General features: G+C 63.6%; 15 protein-coding genes. 11 read left to right on the top strand and 4 right to left on the bottom strand.

Translation table 11 applies throughout. From position 1 onward, the window contains the following. Positions 1-67 precede the first annotated feature (67 nt). Positions 68-568, bottom strand: coding sequence for a HEAT repeat domain-containing protein (locus EI28_RS04430; RefSeq protein ID WP_048112999.1), 501 nt, complete (start codon positions 566-568; stop codon positions 68-70). 295 nt (positions 569-863) lie between these two features. Beyond that, a complete protein-coding gene (locus EI28_RS04425; protein ID WP_048112998.1) occupies positions 864-2,735 on the bottom strand; it encodes a PAS domain S-box protein in 1,872 nt (623 codons plus the stop codon). A 232-nt stretch (positions 2,736-2,967) separates the two neighbouring features. Here EI28_RS04425 and EI28_RS04420 point away from each other — a divergent pair, with 232 nt between their 5' ends. Continuing rightward, on the top strand, positions 2,968-3,705 hold the full coding sequence (locus EI28_RS04420; protein ID WP_048112996.1) for a cyclopropane-fatty-acyl-phospholipid synthase family protein: 738 nt from the start codon (positions 2,968-2,970) through the stop codon (positions 3,703-3,705). A gap of 75 nt (positions 3,706-3,780) precedes the next feature. Then, entirely contained in the window at positions 3,781-4,473 is a 693-nt protein-coding gene (locus EI28_RS04415; RefSeq protein ID WP_048112994.1) for a DUF72 domain-containing protein, read from the top strand. Between the two features lie 461 nt (positions 4,474-4,934). On the opposite strand, the gene EI28_RS04410 is transcribed toward EI28_RS04415, so the two are convergent. Beyond that, positions 4,935-5,426 carry a DUF367 family protein gene (locus EI28_RS04410; RefSeq protein WP_048112993.1) on the bottom strand — a complete coding sequence of 164 codons (492 nt, stop codon included), beginning with the start codon at positions 5,424-5,426 and terminating at the stop codon, positions 4,935-4,937. 35 nt (positions 5,427-5,461) lie between these two features. Between EI28_RS04410 and EI28_RS04405 the strand changes: the two genes are divergently transcribed. From EI28_RS04405 to EI28_RS04380, 6 genes are all read left to right on the top strand, one after another. After that, entirely contained in the window at positions 5,462-6,301 is an 840-nt protein-coding gene (locus tag EI28_RS04405) for a nucleoside 2-deoxyribosyltransferase (RefSeq protein ID WP_048112991.1), read from the top strand. Between the two features lie 571 nt (positions 6,302-6,872). Beyond that, the gene (locus EI28_RS04400) at positions 6,873-8,549 is read left to right on the top strand and encodes a PAS domain S-box protein (protein WP_048112989.1); all 1,677 of its coding nucleotides are present in this window, start codon (positions 6,873-6,875) and stop codon (positions 8,547-8,549) included. A 125-nt stretch (positions 8,550-8,674) separates the two neighbouring features. After that, positions 8,675-9,250: a LemA family protein gene (locus EI28_RS04395; RefSeq protein ID WP_082223080.1), complete on the top strand. Its 576-nt coding sequence runs from the start codon at positions 8,675-8,677 to the stop codon at positions 9,248-9,250. A 6-nt stretch (positions 9,251-9,256) separates the two neighbouring features. Further along, positions 9,257-11,083, top strand: coding sequence for a DUF2207 domain-containing protein (locus EI28_RS04390; protein WP_048112985.1), 1,827 nt, complete (start codon positions 9,257-9,259; stop codon positions 11,081-11,083). 115 nt (positions 11,084-11,198) lie between these two features. Then, a complete protein-coding gene (locus EI28_RS04385) occupies positions 11,199-12,380 on the top strand; it encodes a DUF333 domain-containing protein (RefSeq protein ID WP_231476585.1) in 1,182 nt (393 codons plus the stop codon). 399 nt (positions 12,381-12,779) lie between these two features. After that, positions 12,780-13,091, top strand: coding sequence for a HEAT repeat domain-containing protein (locus EI28_RS04380; RefSeq protein WP_048112983.1), 312 nt, complete (start codon positions 12,780-12,782; stop codon positions 13,089-13,091). A 6-nt stretch (positions 13,092-13,097) separates the two neighbouring features. Here the strand turns inward: EI28_RS04380 and EI28_RS04375 are convergent, their stop codons facing one another. Beyond that, complete coding sequence (locus EI28_RS04375) at positions 13,098-14,102, bottom strand: DUF3821 domain-containing protein (protein WP_048112981.1); 1,005 nt, start codon at positions 14,100-14,102, stop codon at positions 13,098-13,100. 203 nt (positions 14,103-14,305) lie between these two features. Between EI28_RS04375 and EI28_RS04370 the strand changes: the two genes are divergently transcribed. From EI28_RS04370 to EI28_RS14715, 3 genes are all read left to right on the top strand, one after another. Next, positions 14,306-15,814: an SLC13 family permease gene (locus EI28_RS04370; protein WP_048112979.1), complete on the top strand. Its 1,509-nt coding sequence runs from the start codon at positions 14,306-14,308 to the stop codon at positions 15,812-15,814. Between the two features lie 42 nt (positions 15,815-15,856). Beyond that, positions 15,857-17,212 carry a coenzyme F390 synthetase gene (ftsA, locus tag EI28_RS04365; protein WP_048112978.1) on the top strand — a complete coding sequence of 452 codons (1,356 nt, stop codon included), beginning with the start codon at positions 15,857-15,859 and terminating at the stop codon, positions 17,210-17,212. A gap of 69 nt (positions 17,213-17,281) precedes the next feature. Beyond that, on the top strand, positions 17,282-17,440 hold the full coding sequence (locus EI28_RS14715) for a hypothetical protein (RefSeq protein WP_231476584.1): 159 nt from the start codon (positions 17,282-17,284) through the stop codon (positions 17,438-17,440). The last annotated feature ends 180 nt before the right edge of the window (positions 17,441-17,620 follow it).

The raw sequence follows: 17,620 nt of genomic DNA, 5'->3' as shown, positions 1-17,620 counted from the left end.
GCTCTATTAGAAGTTACCCATCAATGCCGCCTGAAAGACGGCTAAAAAAGTGCCCGGAGGGGGAGTCTCACGTCCCCTCGAAGGCCTCCATGGAAAGGCCGCGGAACCCCTCGCCCGACTGCTCGAACGTCTTCTCGACCTCGGCAATCCCGGCGGGGTCCCCGAGTTTCAGCAGGGCCGCGGCGGTCAGGGCGCGGCAGCACTCGGATTGGCTGTTCCGGAGAGTGCCGATCAGCGGCTCAACCGCCCGCTGGTCGCCGATCTCGGCAAGCGCCCAGATTGCCGGGTTCTTGACCTCGTCGTCCGCGGTGAGCACGACCCCGACGAGCGGCTCCACCGCGTCGGTTCCGGCCCGGGCGAGCGCCATCGCCACGCTCCAGCGTGCGTCGCTATCGACGGCAAGCAGCGTCCGCACCAGCGGCCCGACCGTCGGTGCTCCCATGGCCCCGAGGGCACCGATCGCCTGCAGGCTGGTGTAGGTGTCGCCGTTGAGCATGGCGTGCATCAGCGCCCGGATCTCCGTGTTGTCCTCCTCCCGTACCTCCCTCCTCTCGATGGTCTTCTGCATCTCTTCACCTCCTGGCACGGATGGGGGTGTCCGGCGGTTACAATAAGCCTTTACGAACCAGAATCGCCGTGCGGTACTGCGAAACGGCACTGCCGGGCATAGGTTCTTATGCTCTCGCGGGGTGGCCGCGGCGGTGCTTGAACCCGATTCCTGCGGAACCTCGCTACTCGAAGACCTTCGGTCTTCTCGCGCTCCGGCCCTTCGGCCCGTCGCCCCTCACACCTGGCGGTGCTCGCGCTCCTGTCCTTCGGACAGTCGCCATCGAAAACGCTTCGTGTTTTCTCAAGGTACTGCCCTACCGGGCAGTAACTGCCGCCATCATCCCGATCACCCTGCCGTCTTCGGCCACGATCGGCGTCCCGAGGAGATCCGCCCGGAACTTCTCCCCGCCGTTTCGGAGGGCGGCGAGCTCGCCGTGCCAGGATCCGCCGCCGAGGACCGTCCCGACGACACCCTGGATCTCATCTGGGCGCTCCCAGAACAGGGAGAATTGCGATTCCTGCACCTCTTCCGCGGTCGGGTAGCCCCAGAGGGCCAGGAAAGCGGCGTTCGCGTAGGTCACCACCCCGCCCGGGTCGAGGAGGGCGACCGCCCGCCGGGTGCAGGCGATCGCCCGGTCCTTGATGAGGAGCTCCTGCTCACGCCGCCGCAGGTCAGTGATGTCCGCGAGGAGGATGCGGTAGACCAGCGCCTCTTCGGTGATATCCTCGCAGTTGACGTACTGTGTCCCGTCGCAGAGGGTGACGGCGCGAGCGAGAACCGTCTTCTTCGTCCCGTCTCGGGAGCGGGTGACAAACGTCCTGGGCCTGATCTGGCCCGGGACCGATCGCTCGAGATCCGACCGCCAGGCATCGAAGGCTTCCTGCCGGACCTCTTCATCCGGGAAGATCAGCCGGGTCCATTCCGCGACTGTGGGAGCATCGTCCATTTCGTGGCCAAAGATCTCGATGAACCGCCGGTTGGCGTAGATGAACCGCCCGTCCCGGTCGATGAGGGCGACGCCGCAGGGGGACGAATCGACCATGGCCCGGAACCGCGCCTCGCTCTGCCGGAGCCGTCCGGCGGTCTGCCGCCGGGCGAGGGCGATCGAGGCCTGCCGGATGAACGACTCGATCGTCTCGCGGTTTTCAAGCTCCCTTCCCGGGGGGAGGAACATCCCGGCGATGCCGAAGATTTCCTTCTGCCAGACCAGCCCCATGACGCACAGCTTCTCGATATCGAACCGGGTGAGGAACGCCTCGCAGACGTCTTCGGGGATAGCCCTGAAACAGAGATCGTAGAACGGCCACGAAGATGGCTCAGGGCGGAGGATGAACTCTCGCAGGCCGCGCAGCGAGTGCAGGGTCTCGTGATAGGGGGCGTCGAAGACCCGGGCGACCGGGAGTGCCAGGCCGATGGGATCCCGTCCCAGGAGTTCCGTGACCCCCTCCCGGAACCCCTCACCTGCAAATACCCGGACGACGAATTGCCGCCCGTCCTCGTCGTAGGAGAGGAGGTAGGCGTATACTCCCGGCACGAGTTCCATGAGCCGGTCGACGATGTACCGGTGGATATCTTCAACCGGCGGCAGGTCGACGAGGTCCATCGCTGTCCGGGCGAGGAACATCGTGTTCCGGAGGTACTGTTTCCGCTCGGTAATATCCTCGAGGACGATGGTGCAGCCCTCCCCTCCGTCCTCGAAGGTGGTCGGGATCGCCTGCATCTGGTAGAAGGTCTCCCCGCCTTCGTCCCGCCGATGAGGAATCTCAGCGATCACCTGCTCCCGCTCGAGCCCCTCGACGACGGCGAGGGCTTCGGGTGTGGAGACGACGGGAAGCGTCATCTCGTGAATGTTTTGCCCGACGATCTCGTCTTTAGCACGCCCGAAACACCTGAGACACTGGTCGTTCGCCTGGACGATCGTGAGGTCGGCGTCGAGGACCAGGATCAGGTTCTTCGTGAAGCAGAGAAACGCCGAGAGCGGCACACGCTGCGCAAGAGAATAGACCTTGGCGTTGCCGACGAGCCGTGCCTCGACATGGCCTTCCGCTTGCAGCACCTCGAGGTGTTTCGAGACCGAGTTCCGGTTTGCCCCGAGGGCCTTCGCGATCTCGGTGATCGTCATGCCCTTCGGCCGGAACTTGAGGGCCCGCAGGACCCTTCCCGGGATGTCCCGTTCCGGCTGCATACCACACCCAGGCGGAACACTTCCTCATTACATAAAACGTCTCTCCCTCTGTGGGGGTGCAACCCCCTGTGGAGCGCTCCCCTCCTTTCCGGCATGAACCGGTGGTTACGGTCGCCCGGATGCCTCCCACCGGACCGCCGGTCATGGAAAGCAGGGGTGGTAGTACACGGGTTATTATGGGCGAAAGGCACATCATGTACGCAACAGGCCGGCAGCCCGGGGTGCATCATCGATGGAGATCAACGAACTCGTCAGCATAACGCAGGGAACGCTCGCTATCATGAACCCCACCTCGGCCGAGAAGGTGCTCGCCGCGGGGCGAGCGGCGGGGCTCCGGGAGGGCTCCCGCGTCGTGGAGGTCGGGTGCGGGAACGGGACGATCCTCGCTCTCTGGGGGCGCGAGTACGGGATATCCGGCCTCGGCATCGAGGCCCGCGAGGATGCCTGCGCCCGGGCGGAGGAGACGTTCCGGGCCGCGGGGCTCGGCGACCGGCTTTCCGTCCGGTGCATGGATGCCCGTAGCTACGTCCCCGACGAGCCGTTCGACTGCGCCGCCTCGATCGGTGCGTCCCACATCCGGGGCGGCTTTTCAGCGACGCTCGACGCGCTGCTTGATCTCGTCCACGACGAGGGGACCATCGTCATCGGCGACCGCTGCTGGCAATCCGATCGCATCCCGCCGGAGTTTGCCCGGGAATGGCCCGATGTCCTGACCGAGTACGAGATCGTCGGTGCCGTTCGGGAGGCCGGGTTCGACGTCGCCGCCGCCGTCCGGTCGAGCGCGGACGACTGGGACCGCTACGAGTCGGGGATCTGGCAGTCGGTCCTCTCCTGGCTCGGCGAGCACCCCGATCACCCCGACCGCGACTTCATGATCGACTACCTCCACCGCATCCAGGACGAGTACTTCGGCTACGGCCGCGAGCACATGGGCTGGGCGCTCTACGTCCTGGTGCCCGGGTTTTATTGAGCAGTTCGGACTTCCCGGGGCACCCCCGGCTGCGGCCGGAAAGATTGTATTGCCCGCCCGCCGAAGTCCCCCGGCATGGAGGTTCATGTCGGCACGAGCGGCTGGTCGTACGCGTGGAACCGGGGGAGGAGCCTTGCGTGGTTCGTCGAGCATTCGGGTCTCGACGCCGTCGAGCTGAACACAAGTTTCTACGGGTTCCCGTCGGAGAAATCGGTGCGCTCCTGGGCCGCTGCAGGGTCGGGGTTGCGGTGGAGCGTCAAGGTGAACCGGTCGATCACCCACCGGCACCGGTTCAACGAAAAGGCCGTCCCCGTATGGGAACGATTCCTGGAGAGGTTTCTCCCGCTCGATGATCTCGTCGACTTCTACCTTTTCCAGGCCCCGCCGGCGTTCGCGGACGTCGACCGAATTATCGCATTCATCGAGGCGGTCGATCTTGGACGCCGGTGTGCCATAGAGATCAGGAATCCTGCGGTGCTCGGCGACGACGAGGCGTGCCGGAGGCTGCAGGAGTCGGCCGTCCTGGTCTCGGCCGACTCGCCCGATTTTTGGGAGCGGATATTTCCCGGCGATACCGTCTACCTCAGGATGCACGGTCGGGAAGGCTGGTACCGGCACGACTATGCAGAGGGTGAACTCGCCGCCATCCGGGATCGGATTGCCGTTATCGGCCCGGAACGGGCGTATATCTTCTTCAACAACGATCACGCCATGCTCGAGGACGCGAAAGCCATGGCGCGCCTCTTCTGGTGTAAGCCACCCGTCTGACGGCAAAAAACGACTGTCTTTTCATTATGCCGTCATTTTTTCGTTTTTTTCAATTCAGGGGTCGTGACGCAATATTCCTGCGGGAAAATACCCGGCCTTTTGAAAGTTGTTCGGCGAATTAGGGCGAAAACGGGGGTTTATCGGCGATATAAAATAGAATTGTATAAATATCGCATGCATCATCTAATATCTTGGGGAACTATTACCCCGGTGACATGAGAGAACTGTAGACGCGAGTGGGGCACGTCCCGGTGGGAAGTGCTCGCACTCACTCGTCGCATGCGGTATTTGCCGCGTTTGGGCGGTTGGGTGGGAATCCACCCCCTGCACCCCCTCGAACGTCGGTGCGCGCTCTTTTTCGTTCCGGTACGCGCAACCGGAGGGAACCTTCCTGTCCCCGTGCTCTCGCCCGCAGTCCCTTTCCGTGGGCTTCTACGTTCAGACGGTTGCTGACAGCCCGGCTACATATACAGTGCCTGGAGAGCGACGACCTCGGCGCTGTCCTTTGCCCCCGAGTAGTCCTCGAGAGGCTCGGCGTTCACCTCGAGGAACCGCAGCCCCCACCCGAACGGGGCGAGGATCTCGTGTGCCTGCCCCTTCTCGCCGAGGATGTAGAGCGCCGCGGCCATCGCCTCCACCGAGGTGAGCCGAAACGGCCGGCCGAAGTTCACCGGGTTTGCGGCCACGAGGAAGGGGAGCGCCCGGCGGTTGCGCCAGGAGGCGACGGCCCCGGTATCGAGCACCTCCCAGGAGCAGTCGAGCGCAGTTATCGAGGGGAGGTCCCGGTCGGCGGGGGATACCGCCTGCTCCGCCGTCGGATCGAGGAGGAGGGTCTGACGGGGGATCTTTGCGATGCTTGTTGCGATCCGGACAAGCCCGCGCCGGGCGAGTTTTTTCACCGTGCATTTCCGGGGATCGCAGGTGTCGTCCCGGTAGGCGTAGAGCGGTATCATCTGTCTTGTTATGGTACGCCGTCGAGGTACTATCAATGTACGTGCTCGTCGCTCCCTGCATCCGGAACCCCGCGTGCCGCGCCCGCGGGATAACGACCGATGAGGACATCCGCTGCTTTAATCGTGCCGTGGAGCGGTGCCGGCGCTTCTCGATCGAGATGGTTCCGCTCCCCTGCCCGGAGACGATCTACCTCGGTCCCGACCGCGAACCGGGCTCGTTCCTCGATAGGTTCGCGACCGACGAGTTTGCCGCCCTCCTTGATGGGCTCGAATCAGAGGTCCGCACCGCGATACGGGCGCGGGGGGAGCCGCCCATCGCGATCGTCGGGGTGGACTCCTCCCCGACCTGCGGGGTGAACGCCACCTACTACTCATCGGTAAAACAGCCCGGACGTGGGGCGTTTCTCGCCAGGTTCCCGGACATCCCGGCGATCGACGTGAAGGAGTTCGCCCGCTACCGGGTCTACCTCGCCGCCCCGCTCTTCTCGGAGGCGGAGCGGGCCTACAACCTCGCGCTCTGCGATCTTCTCGAGGAACACCTCTTCGACGTCTACCTCCCCCAGGAGGTGGGGGATACGAGCCGCACCCGGAGCCGGGAGGAGCATCGGGACATCTTTGCGCAGCACACCGCGGCCCTCCGCGACGTCGATACCGTCGTCGCCGTCATCGACGGCGCGGACGCCGATTCGGGAACCTCGTGGGAGATGGGGTACGCGTATGCTCTCGGGAAGAAGGTCGTCGCGCTCCGCAGCGATTTCCGGGTCGTCGGCCACCACGAGCGGGTCAACCTGATGCTCGAAGAGTCCGCGGCCGTGGTCACGGCAAAAGAGGATCTTCCCCGGGCGCTCGGATCGCTTTTTACGGTGTCATCCTGACGCCGGCCGCCCCTCTTCCATCGAGAAGACGTTCTCCCCATCCCGGCGTAAGTTATGCCGTCTTTCTCGGTAATCTCAGCATACCCGCTCATTTAACGGATTTTCGTTCTGATAAAGGGATAGATGCCGCTCTCGCTTTTCTGACGTCTTGCAGAGCGCAAAAAGAGGTATTGTAGGGTGTGTGATAACCATGCGGTGGCAGCGGGGGGTCCCGGGGCGGTTGTGCCGCCCGCCCCGGCGCCGCGTCCACCGTGCCGGTATGAGTGTTTAGAGAGGTGTGCCTGTGTGCACCGGGTCTCTTCCGGTGCTTCGTGACGTTGATGCAGTCAGCGTGGTGAATGTTGCGTTCACCGTTCCCAGCCGTTCTTGCGCCGGCCCGGCCCGCCGTGCCTGTGCGGTCCGGGTTGTCGGAGAGATTCCCCGTCTCTCGACTCTGGGGATCATGAGTTGATCCGCCAGGCATATATTGCTTTCGGTCATTGCCTTGCATTATGATGTGGCGTTGTGTGTAGCGTCATAGCATGCAGCACTGCAAAACCCTATATCTCCCGGCGCGAAACACTGTTTGCACATGGATCCCACTACCGACGCACTCTCTCTCCTGCTCAGGGCCTTGAAAGAGCATCCGCGCGGCATGTCGGTCTCCGATCTCGCCACTGCCGTTGGGATCAACCGGAACACCGTCTCCCGGTACCTCGACGTCCTCCTGGTATCGGGGCAGGTGGAGATGGAGACCTACGGGAAGGCCAAGGTCTTCTACCTCTCGCAGAGGGTTCCCATCGCCGCCATGCTCAACTTCTCGTCGGATCTCGTGTTGGTGCTCGACCGGGATCGCCGGATTGTCCAGGCAAACGACGCCGTCTGTTCGTTTGCGGGGAGGGAACGAGACGATATCATCGGGAACTCTATCGAGACGTCGCCGCTCGCCGCGTTCGACCACCCGCTGATACGGAGCCGGATCGTCGACGCCCTGAACGGTCGTGAGGTCACCGAAGAACTCCGGTTTCTGCGGCAGGACGAGGAACTCTTCTTCAGGATCAAGTTCCTCCCCACCGTCTTCAACGACGGGGCGCCGGGGGTCACCATCATCCTCGAGGACATCACCGAGGGGCGGCGATCGGAGGAGGCGCTGCGCGAGAGCGAGCTCCTCTTTCGGAGCCTCGTCGAGAACATCAGCGACCTGATCCTGAACGTCGACGAAGCCTGCACGTTCACCTACGTCAGCCCCAAAAGCCGGGAGATCCTCGGTTACGCACCCGAAGAGATGCTTCGAAAGACTCCGTGCGATTTCATGTCCCCGGAGAAGGCGGAACCTGTCAGGGAACAGTTTTCCGCACTTTTAGCCGAGCCGAGACCGCGAGTCCTCTTCGAATGGACGATGCTCCACCGGGACGGGAGCCCCGTCGTTCTCGAGGTGAGCGCAACACCGTTCTACGACGTGATCGGCGACTTCACCGGCTACCGGATGGTCTGCCGCGACGTCACCGAACGGGCACGTGGTGCAAAACGGGTAGCCCAGTGGAAGTCGTTCCTCTACTCCGTGGTCAACAACATCCCGAGCATGGTCTTTGTCCGGGAAGTAGAAGAGAACACGTTCGTCTTCTCCAACAAGGCCGCCGAGACGTTTCTGGGGCTGACGCAGGAGGAGATGGCGGGAAAACGAGCCGCGGAGATCTTCCCGCCGGAGATGGCGTCCTTCTTCGCCGACGGCGACCGGGAACTCGTGGAGCGGGCGGCCGTCCTTGAAAAGGAGATCCGGACAGAGGGCGGGCGGACCATCTCCATGAAGAAGATCCCGATCTTCAGTTCAAGGGGCATGCCGAAATACATGCTCGGGATCGCCGAGGACGTCACCGATCGAGCCGCCGCGGAGCATCTCCTGATCGCCGAGCGGGACCGTGCGCAGGGATACCTGGAGGCGGCAGGCGTGATGATCGCGGTGATCGGGGCGGACGGCACCATCGACCTCGTCAACCGGAAGGCGAGCGAGATCCTGGGATACGCCGAAGAAGATCTCGCCGGAAAGAACTGGTTTGCAACGGTCGTTCCCGAGCGGCTGCGCGACCGGCTTGTGCAGAACTTCAACCGTCTCGTGGCCTGCGGTGTCGAACCTCCGCCGTTCGAGGAGAGTCCGGTCGTCACGCGGGACGGGGGGGAGCGGCCGATACTCTGGCACAACGCTCTTCTCCGGGACACGGACGGCAACGTCGTGGCGATGGTGAGTTCGGGCGAGGAGGTTGTGGAGTAGCGGCCGTCCCGGAAACCATGGCCGGTGTGGAGAATCCCGTCCGATCCTTCGGTTTCTGCGGCTTCCCCTTCATTTTTGCTGTCTCAGGGGTCACCTCTTAAATACGCCGCGGGGTACATAGAGTAGTGGTGACAACGTTGGACATTATTTCCATTGTCCTTATCGTCGTCGTGGTGTTGATCGTCATCGGCGTCGCGGCGGCAGCAATCGGCATCTACAACCGGTTCTTCTCCCTCAAAAACTCCGCCGAAGCGACGGTCGGTCAGGTGAAGGTCGCGATGAAGAAGCGGCTGGACATGATCGAGCAGCTCCTCGGCGCGGTGAAGAGCTACGCGGCCTTCGAGAAGGAGACCCTGACCGGGGTGACCGAGATGCGGGCGCGCATCGGCAGCGCCGGCCCGGGCGACCTGAACGAACTCGAGCGCGAATCGCGCTCGGTTCTCGGGCGGCTGCTCGCGGTCGCGGAGAACTACCCCGATCTCAAGACTTCCCAGACGGTGCAGAACCTGATGGGTGCGGTCCAGGGTGTCGAGGACGAGATCGCCCGGCACCGCTACACCTACAACAACATCGCCCAGCAGTACAACACCATGACCGACACGGTCCCCTCGAACCTGATCGCCGGCGCCATGGGCTTTACGAAGCTCGAGTACCTGGAGTTCGGCGAGGAGATCGAGCGGGCCCCGACGATATCGTTCTGATAAACCATGCGGATAACTGAACGGCAGCAAATTCTCACCCTCCTCGCCGTCACCCTGGTTGTCGGGGTGCTGGCGGTCGTCGGAGCGAATGCGCTCCCTGCCCTCTTCCGGGGGAATCTGGAGGTCGAGCAGTATGACGCAGTCTTTTACCAGAACGGAACCCTGATCGAGCGCTACACCTACGACGTCCGCGCCGCGGGCGAGTACCGGATGCTCTTCCGTTACTGGGATGCTCCGCTCGCCTTCTCCGCAATCGGCCAGCCGCATATCGAGTTTTCCGGGATGACTGCTCCGCCCGGAACCATCGGCTACGTCAAGGATTACTGGGGAGAGGTGCGCCCGGCCGCCGGGAGCGCGACCCCATCCGATATCGCGGCGATCCGGAATCTTGCGTTCGATAGCGAAGTGGGCCTCTACAACCCCGACTACTTCGCCCCGGGCACCTATACGGTGGAGTACCGCTACACTGTCCGGCCGCCGATCGAGTATGACAGCCAGTGGGCGCACCTGAACTTGAAACTCGTGGACGAGCACGTCCCTTACCGCGACCTCCGGATCACGCTGCCGTTCGCCGGGCAGATCGAGGAGGTCTACACGCATCCCCCGACCCTTGAGGTCGAGCGGACGGCGGAGTCCGTCGTCGTCACGGGGGCCGCCCCGCAGGACGATGCGCTGAATATCGAGATGGTTCTCGACCCCGCCTTCATGGAAGGGATAGATGGGTTCCCCGGGTACGTCCCGGAGGTGCGGCAGCAGGCAGCCGACGCCAACCGCTGGCCCCCGATCCTGTATGCGGCGGCGAACGTCCTCTACGGCCTTGCGACCGTCCTCGTCCTCGCGATGCCGTTCATCCTTCTCGGCGTCTACCTCCGCTACGGCAGGGAGAAGCAGTTTACCGTGCCGGAGTACCTGAGTTTCACGCCGAACACCGCGCTCAAGCCCTGGCAGGTGAACCTCCTCTTCAAGGGCGACGCCCTCGAGTTTGACGATAACGGGTTCTACGCGACGGTCCTCGATCTTCACCGGCAGGAGAAGATCGTGGTGGCCGAAAAGCCAGACGGCGAAGGCGTCACGGTCCGGATCGTCTCGGGGGAGTCGGCCGACCCCTACGAGCAGCGGGTGCTCACCTTCCTCGCCAATATCGCCGACGATCACGTCGTGGACACCGCCGAACTCGAGGAGTTCGCCCGGACCGCCCGCCGGAGCCCCGGCTACCAGCGCCGGATCGTGCAGTACCAGCAGTCGCTTGCCGGCCTGACCCGGGACGTGGACACCTCGCTCGCCCACCGGTATATCAAGGACGGGCGGACGATGATCCTCCCGCTCGTCTTCCTCGGCGCCATCCCCTGCGGACTATCCATCCTCGCGTTCATCCTCGCGCCGGGTGCGGCCTATCTCCTGATTCCGGCGGGTGTCCTCTCCTTCATCGCCGCGGTCCAGGTCGGGGTCGCGGCCCTCTTCCCCTCGACGCTGTTCGGGTTCTGGAAAGGCGACCGTTACCGGGAGAAACTCGAGTGGGACGCGTTTGCCTACTTCCTCTCGGACCTCGCCCTGATCCGGCAGTACTCTCCCGCCGATCTCTCGATGTGGGGGGAGTGGCTGGTCTACGGGACGGCGCTCGGCCTCGGCGATAAGGTTGAGGAAGCGATGAAGAACCTGCATATCAACCTCCCGGACGTCGGGGTGCCGCTCTACTCGAACATGCCGGTGATCTTTGCCCCGATCGTCCTCTACTCCCCGCCGTCGAGCGGCGGCGGCAGCGGCGGATTCGGTGGCGGCGGGTCGTTCGGCGGTGGCGGCGGCTTTGGGGGCGGCGGCGTCGGGGGACGCTGACACTCTCTTCCGACACTTTTTTCGCCCGATATGTGGCTGTCCTGCCGAATAACTCCGAATTTGTTCGTAGTTAAGGAAACCTACTTACCTCCCCCGGCGTAATGTATCCCTGTTGATGCCTATGACGGGATCCAATCCGAACTACCTGGTTATCTTCCTCGTTCTCTTCGGGGCTGTCGTTGCATGCGGGTGCATGGCTGCCGGAGGAGAGGACGAGCCGGCCGATCGCATCTCCGGGAACGGCACGATCACGTTCGTCGATCTCGAAGGCGGGTTCTACGGGATCGTCGCCGATGACGGCGAACGCTACCTCCCCGCCGACCTCCCGACTGAATGCCGGCAGGACGGCCTCCGTGTCGCGTTCGCCGTCGAACCCGCGAGCGAGACGGCAACCATCCAGCAGTGGGGGACGCCGGTCGAGGTTGTCGAGATCGCGGCGGGCGACACCCGCCGGACGGTCGCGGCCAACGGCACGATCACGTTCGTCGATCTCGAAGGCGGGTTCTATGGTATCGTCACCGACGACGGCAGGAATTTCCTGCCCCGAAACCTCCCGGCGGAGTACCGGCGGGACGGTCTTTTAGTGCAGTTCAGCGCCGACGTGCAGGACGATGCCGCGGGAATCCAGATGTGGGGAACCCCGGTCGAGATCCGGTCGATCGAGGTGATTGAAGGCGTCCTGCTCGTCTCCGGGAACGCCACGGTCACCTACATCGACCTCGAGGGCGGGTTCTACGGCCTCGTCGCCGACGACGGCAACTACCTCCCGGTCAACCTGAACGAGTCCTGGCGGGTCGACGGCACGAACGTGACGTTCGTCGCCCGGATCAAGGAGAATACCATGACCATCCAGCAGTGGGGCACTCCCGTCGAGGTCATCGCCATCGAGAGGGCAGGGAACGCGACCTACGTCGCGAAGACCGGGACGGTCACCCACATCGACCTCGAAGGCGGGTTCTACGGTATCGTCGCCGACGACGGGGAGCGCTACCTCCCGCTCGATCTCGACGAGGCCTACCGTGTCGACGGGATGCGCCTCACCTTCGTCGGCGAAGCCGCCCGCGATACCGCGACCATCCAGCAGTGGGGGACGCCGATCGAAGTCATCGCCGTCCCGTGGATCTCCGCCGCGTGCGGCGGGAACGTCGGGATCGCGAACCCGGCCGCGGTCTGGTGCACGGAGCAGGGCCACACCTACGAGATCCGGAAGAACCCCGACGGCAGCGAGTACGGTGTCTGTATCTTTGCAAACGGGACAGAGATGGATGCCTGGGACTACTACCGGCAGACTCACTAACCATTCTTTTTTGAGCCCTGTTGAAATGCTTTCCACAACCTCTGGATAACACTCGGTTTTCAATAGAGGTCGGGGCATGGCCTCGCGCGAAGCCGCGAAGAACGCGAAAGAGGCCGTCAATACCTATCCAGACTTCGCGACTTCGCGGCTTCGCGTGAGTCGGTGAGGTATGGATGATCTGGAGGTAATTCATTCTCTGGGTGAAGGATTTCAACAAAGCCCTTTTTTGGAGAACGTAAGCGTCGCGTGAACCTCGGTACAAAACGAGCGCTTTTTTTCCCTCTCGCGCCGATACAAGACCATGGACGTAACGGTCAGTGAGCGGGACGATACGGCGGTCGTATCGGTTGACGGCAGAACAGCGGGCGACAAGAAGAAGGAAGAGGGGAAGACGCCTCTATGAGAGTGGATCCCGAAGCCCTGGTCCTGATTCTCCGCGACGGTGAAACCGCCGACCGGATGGCAGCGGCGGCGAACCTCGCCGCCCTCGGCCGGGACGCTCTCCCGCCGCTTCTTTCGGCGCTCGACGATCCCGACTCCCGCCTCCGTATGTGGGCGGCCTACACCCTCGGGATGATCGGGGATGCGGAAGCGGTCCCGGCGCTCGTGCAGGCGCTCGAGGACGCCGATCCGGGCGTCGCAAAATGGGCGGCGGCCGCCCTCCGCGGCATCAGGGATGCTGACGGCGGCTGCGGCTGCCGGTTCTGCTGACCTCTTTTACCGCCGCCTGGCGGCGAGCGCCAGGGCGAGCCCGGCCGCAGCTACGGCCAGGGCGGCCGGAAGCGGCGCTGCGGTCGGTGTCGGGGTTGCCGGCTCCGTCGTCGCGGTTGTGACCGGTGTTACCGTCTCCGTTGCCGTCGGTTCGGTCGTGGGCACGGTCGTCTCCGTTGGTGTTGCCGTCGGCGTGGCCGTCACGGTTGCGGTGGGTGTCGGCGTTGCGGTCGTATCCACCCCGACGCGGTTTGCTACCGTGAACGCCACCCGCTCGGAGTCTGGAGCGTAGGCGTCGAACCCCGAAGGCGTCCTCCACACCGCCCTGACGGAGTAGGTCCCCGGCTCACCGAGGCCACCGAGCCGGACTGCGCCCGGCCTGCCCGGATCATCGGTGTAGAACCGGGTCGAACTGACGTTTAACCCCGCGAAGTTGCGTCCTCCGATGACGGTGGTCTCGGCGCCGCCCGGCGTGGTGAGCACGAGGTCAATCGTCGCCGGGTAGACGCCGCCCGCCTGGTAGAACGCCCCGACGTCGGGAGAGGACACCCTGAACGCTATCCGGGTGTTCGGGGAGACGGTCAGCCCTTCCAGGGGTTCGTTGTGGTAGGGGTTCGCGAGCACCACGTCGAGGAAGAGTCTCGGTTCGCGGATCATGACCTGTGCCGTCGTCCCGTCCTCGGGGTTGTAGGCGTAGTATGTTCCGTAGTCCTCCTGCAGGTAGATATCCTGCACCTCGAAGTTGGTGTCGTCGGTGACCGGGATGCTCCTCGTGACTCCCCGGTCGGGGTTGTCGTCCTGGTATCGCCGCAGTTCCGTGACCGGGTTATCCGTGGTCGCGTTCCTCAGCTGCGAGAGGTCGAGCCCCTCTTCGTAGATAAAGATCGCATCGTGGGGCTGGATGTCGCGGATCGTCGGGCCGCGGGCTCCGGCCTGCCCCACGCAAAGGGCAATGATGCAGATGGCGAGGAGGATGACGAGGCCTCGCCTGCGGATCCACTCTGGTGCCATGGTATTTCGTATGGCTGATTCTGCTGATATAGGTTGGTATGGTGGCGCGGCGGCTTCTCTCCGCCGGGACGGGTTCCGGCCGCGCCCGGATCGGCCTGTCCCGACGGAGCACGGTTTAAGTTGCCCGAATTCCTGGGAAATCCTTTAAATGCGCCGGAATTCGATTCCTTATACTTAAATAATTTCTTCTCCCATTTCTGATAATGAGCAGGGTCGCCTTTATCATCGCATCAATCCTCGTCTTCTTCGTGGTACTGGCGATTCCCGTTGATCCCACCATCCTTGCGCCCGAGGCCAAAGCCGTCGCGGCAGTGACCATCCTGATGGTCCTGTTCTGGGTCACGGGCGTCATCCCCCTTGAGGCGACCGCCCTGCTTCCGCTGGTTCTCTTCCCGGTGCTCGGGGTTCTCTCCCCGGTGGAGGTGGCGGAGTCATACGGTAACGAGGTAATCTTCCTCTTCCTCGGGGGGTTCATCATCGCCATGTCGATGCAGCGGTGGGGCCTGCACCGGCGTATCGCCCTGCATATCATACGTCTCGTGGGAACGAGCCCGAAGCGCCTGGTGCTCGGGTTCATGGTCGCCACGGCGTTTCTCTCGATGTGGATCTCGAACACGGCAACCGCGATGATGATGATCCCGATCGCGGTCGCGATCATCCTGACGATCATCCCCGGGACCGACAAAGCCCTTGAGAATCTCGACGGGAAAGAGCAGGCTCTCGCCCGGTGTCTCCTCCTCTCCATCCCCTACGCCGCGAGCATCGGGGGGATCGCCACGATCATCGGCACGCCCCCGAACGGGATCTTCATCTCCCAGCTCGCGACGATCTTTCCCGACGCGCCCACCATCGATTTCTTCACCTGGATGAAGTTCGGCGTCCCGTTCGCCGCCGTATTCCTCGTCATTGCCTGGCTCTGGCTCATCGAGGTTCCCTACCGCCGGATGGGGTCGAGCCTCCCGAGCGCCAAAGGGATCATCCGCGAGGAGCTCGAGAAACTCGGTTCGATCTCCACCGGGGAGCGGTGGACGCTCATCGTCTTTACCCTGACCGCCCTCGCATGGGTATTTGCGCAGACGAAAGAGATCGGCGGGTTCGTCGTCCCGGGCCTGGACATGATCTTCCCCGGGATCAAGGACTCCACCATCGCGATCTTCGGGGCCCTCCTCCTCTTCGTCCTCCCGGTCGACGCGAAGAAAGGCATCTTTACGATGGAATGGGAATGGGCGGTGAAGATCCCCTGGGGCATCCTCCTCCTCTTCGGCGGCGGCATCGCTCTCTCGAACGGGTTCCTCGCGAGCGGACTTGCCGCAACGATCGTCGAGTCGCTCACGCTCATCCACGGGCTCCCGGTCATCCTCCTGATCCTCATCGTGGCGCTGGGAGTCTCGTTTGCATCGGAAATCGCCTCGAACACGGCCATGGCCGCCGTTCTGATGCCGATCATGGCGGTCACGGCCGTCAGCATGGGCTTAAACCCGATCGTCCTGATGATGACCGCCGCGGTCTGCGCATCCATGGCGTTCATGCTCCCGGTCGCCACCCCGCCGAACGCCGTCGCCTACGGAAGCGGCTACATCTCCGCAAGAGACCTGCTCCGGTCCGGCTGGGCGCTCGACCTCATCGGCGTGGCGCTCTGGATGGTCTGCCTCTACACGATCGTCCTCTGGGCACTCGGGGTTCCCCTGGACATTCCCGCCTGGGCGCTCTGATCCCCCGGCACCTATTTTATCCCCCGCGTCTATCCCGGCCGGATGACAGGCAACAGATATCATGACCCGGCGGTCGAGACGCTTGCGAGATCGGATCTCGACGCGATGATCGAAGAACGGATTCGCCTGACCGTCCGGTATGCAGTGGAGCACTCACCCTTCTACCGCCGGTGGTTCGAGCGGCACAACATCCGCCCGGAGGCAATCCGGGAGCACGAGGATCTCCGCGATCTGCCCATCATCTCCGGGGCGACGATCCGGCGATACCAGCCCCCGCATGAGCAGGAGTTCTGCTTCAGGAGCGTTCCCTGGGAGGCGGTCTTCACGGTCAACGAGACCTCCGGGACGAGCGGTATCCCGAAGAGTTTCTTCCTCACCTGGGAGGACTGGGAGCGGTATGCGGAGAAGTACGCCCGGCTCTTTGTCTCGCAGGGGTTCGAGGCCGGCGACCGGGTGGTGGTCTGCGCCTCCTACGGGATGAACGTCGGCGCGAACACCATGACCCTCGCCGCCCGGGACATCGGGATGGCGATCATCCCGGAGGGGAAGTGCACCTTCCCGGTCAGGGTGATGGCGCAGTACCGCCCGACGGCGATGATCGGGAGCGTCTTCAAGCTTCTGCGGCTCGCCCGCAGGATGGAGGCGGAAGGCCACCCGCCACAGGACGCGGGCGTGAAACGACTGGTCGTCGGGGGCGAGAGTTTCGCCCCGGAATCGAGGCGCTACCTGGAGGAGGTCTGGGGATGTCCGGTCTACAACTCCTACGGGAGCACCGAAGGGACGATGTGCGGCGAGTGCACCCGCCAGGCAGGTCTCCACGTCCCCGAGGATCTGGTTCACTTCGACCTCTACGACCCCGGGATGAACCGGTTCGTCCATGACGGCGAGACCGGGCGGCTGGTCTACACGACGCTCCTTGCTCCGGGCAAGCGGGCGGGGACGCTCCTCATCAACTACGATACGGAGGATACCTGCTCGGTCGTCTCCCGGGAGCGGTGCGGGTGCGGGCGGACGCACATGCGGATCGCCTCCCCCCGGCGCGAGGCGGAGACGGTCCGGATCGGGGATATCGCGCTCAACCGCGTGGACGTGGAGGCGGCGGTCTTTGCGCCCGAGAACATGGCCCGCCTGAACGGGGAGTACGAAGCGTTCGTCTACGGCGGCGACGAGGCGGGGGAGACCGTCCTCCGGGTGAGCGTGGAGTGTCTCGACCCCGCCCGCGTCGATGCGGGCGAGGTCGAGGAGACGTTCCTTGCCGCCCTCCTGCGGTCGGTTCCGGCCCTTTCGGGGGCATACGAGGACGGCTCTCTCCAGATCCTCTGCACCGTCACGCCGCCGGGCGGGCTCGAACTCCACCGGGCGCCCGGCCGGCCGAAGCGGATCGTGGACCGGCGGTGAGGTTGCGGGAAGTACGGAAGGACTCTGTTGCGGCAGGAGGTTGAGGTAGCGAAACGAATAATAAGGTAGGTGAGAGAGAACCATGTGAGAGCGATGGCCAAGAAAAGGATCTACAACCCCGTTACAGGGAAGTACTATGAGTTAAGGCAAAGGTCGTCTGTTAACGGGGAGACAGGGCAGATCAAGGGCTTGTGGAACTCCAAGAGGAAGGCTGGAAAACGAGTCTGAGGAGGAATCACAATCGTCCAACGCATCTGGTGCATCGATACGAATATCCTTGCCCCCTGGGTAATGCACAACAGTGGTGTTTTAACTCTTTTTTGCGATCGATACGGGTTATCTGAAGAGTTCAAAGAGGTCTATCTGGCCAGATATTCGCAGTCGATATCGTTTATCGATGAGGTCATC

This window comes from Methanoculleus sp. MH98A (assembly GCF_000691865.1).
Classification (GTDB): domain Archaea; phylum Halobacteriota; class Methanomicrobia; order Methanomicrobiales; family Methanoculleaceae; genus Methanoculleus.
Note: the sequence above shows the minus strand (reverse complement) of the source record. Positions and strands in the feature narration are given on the sequence as shown.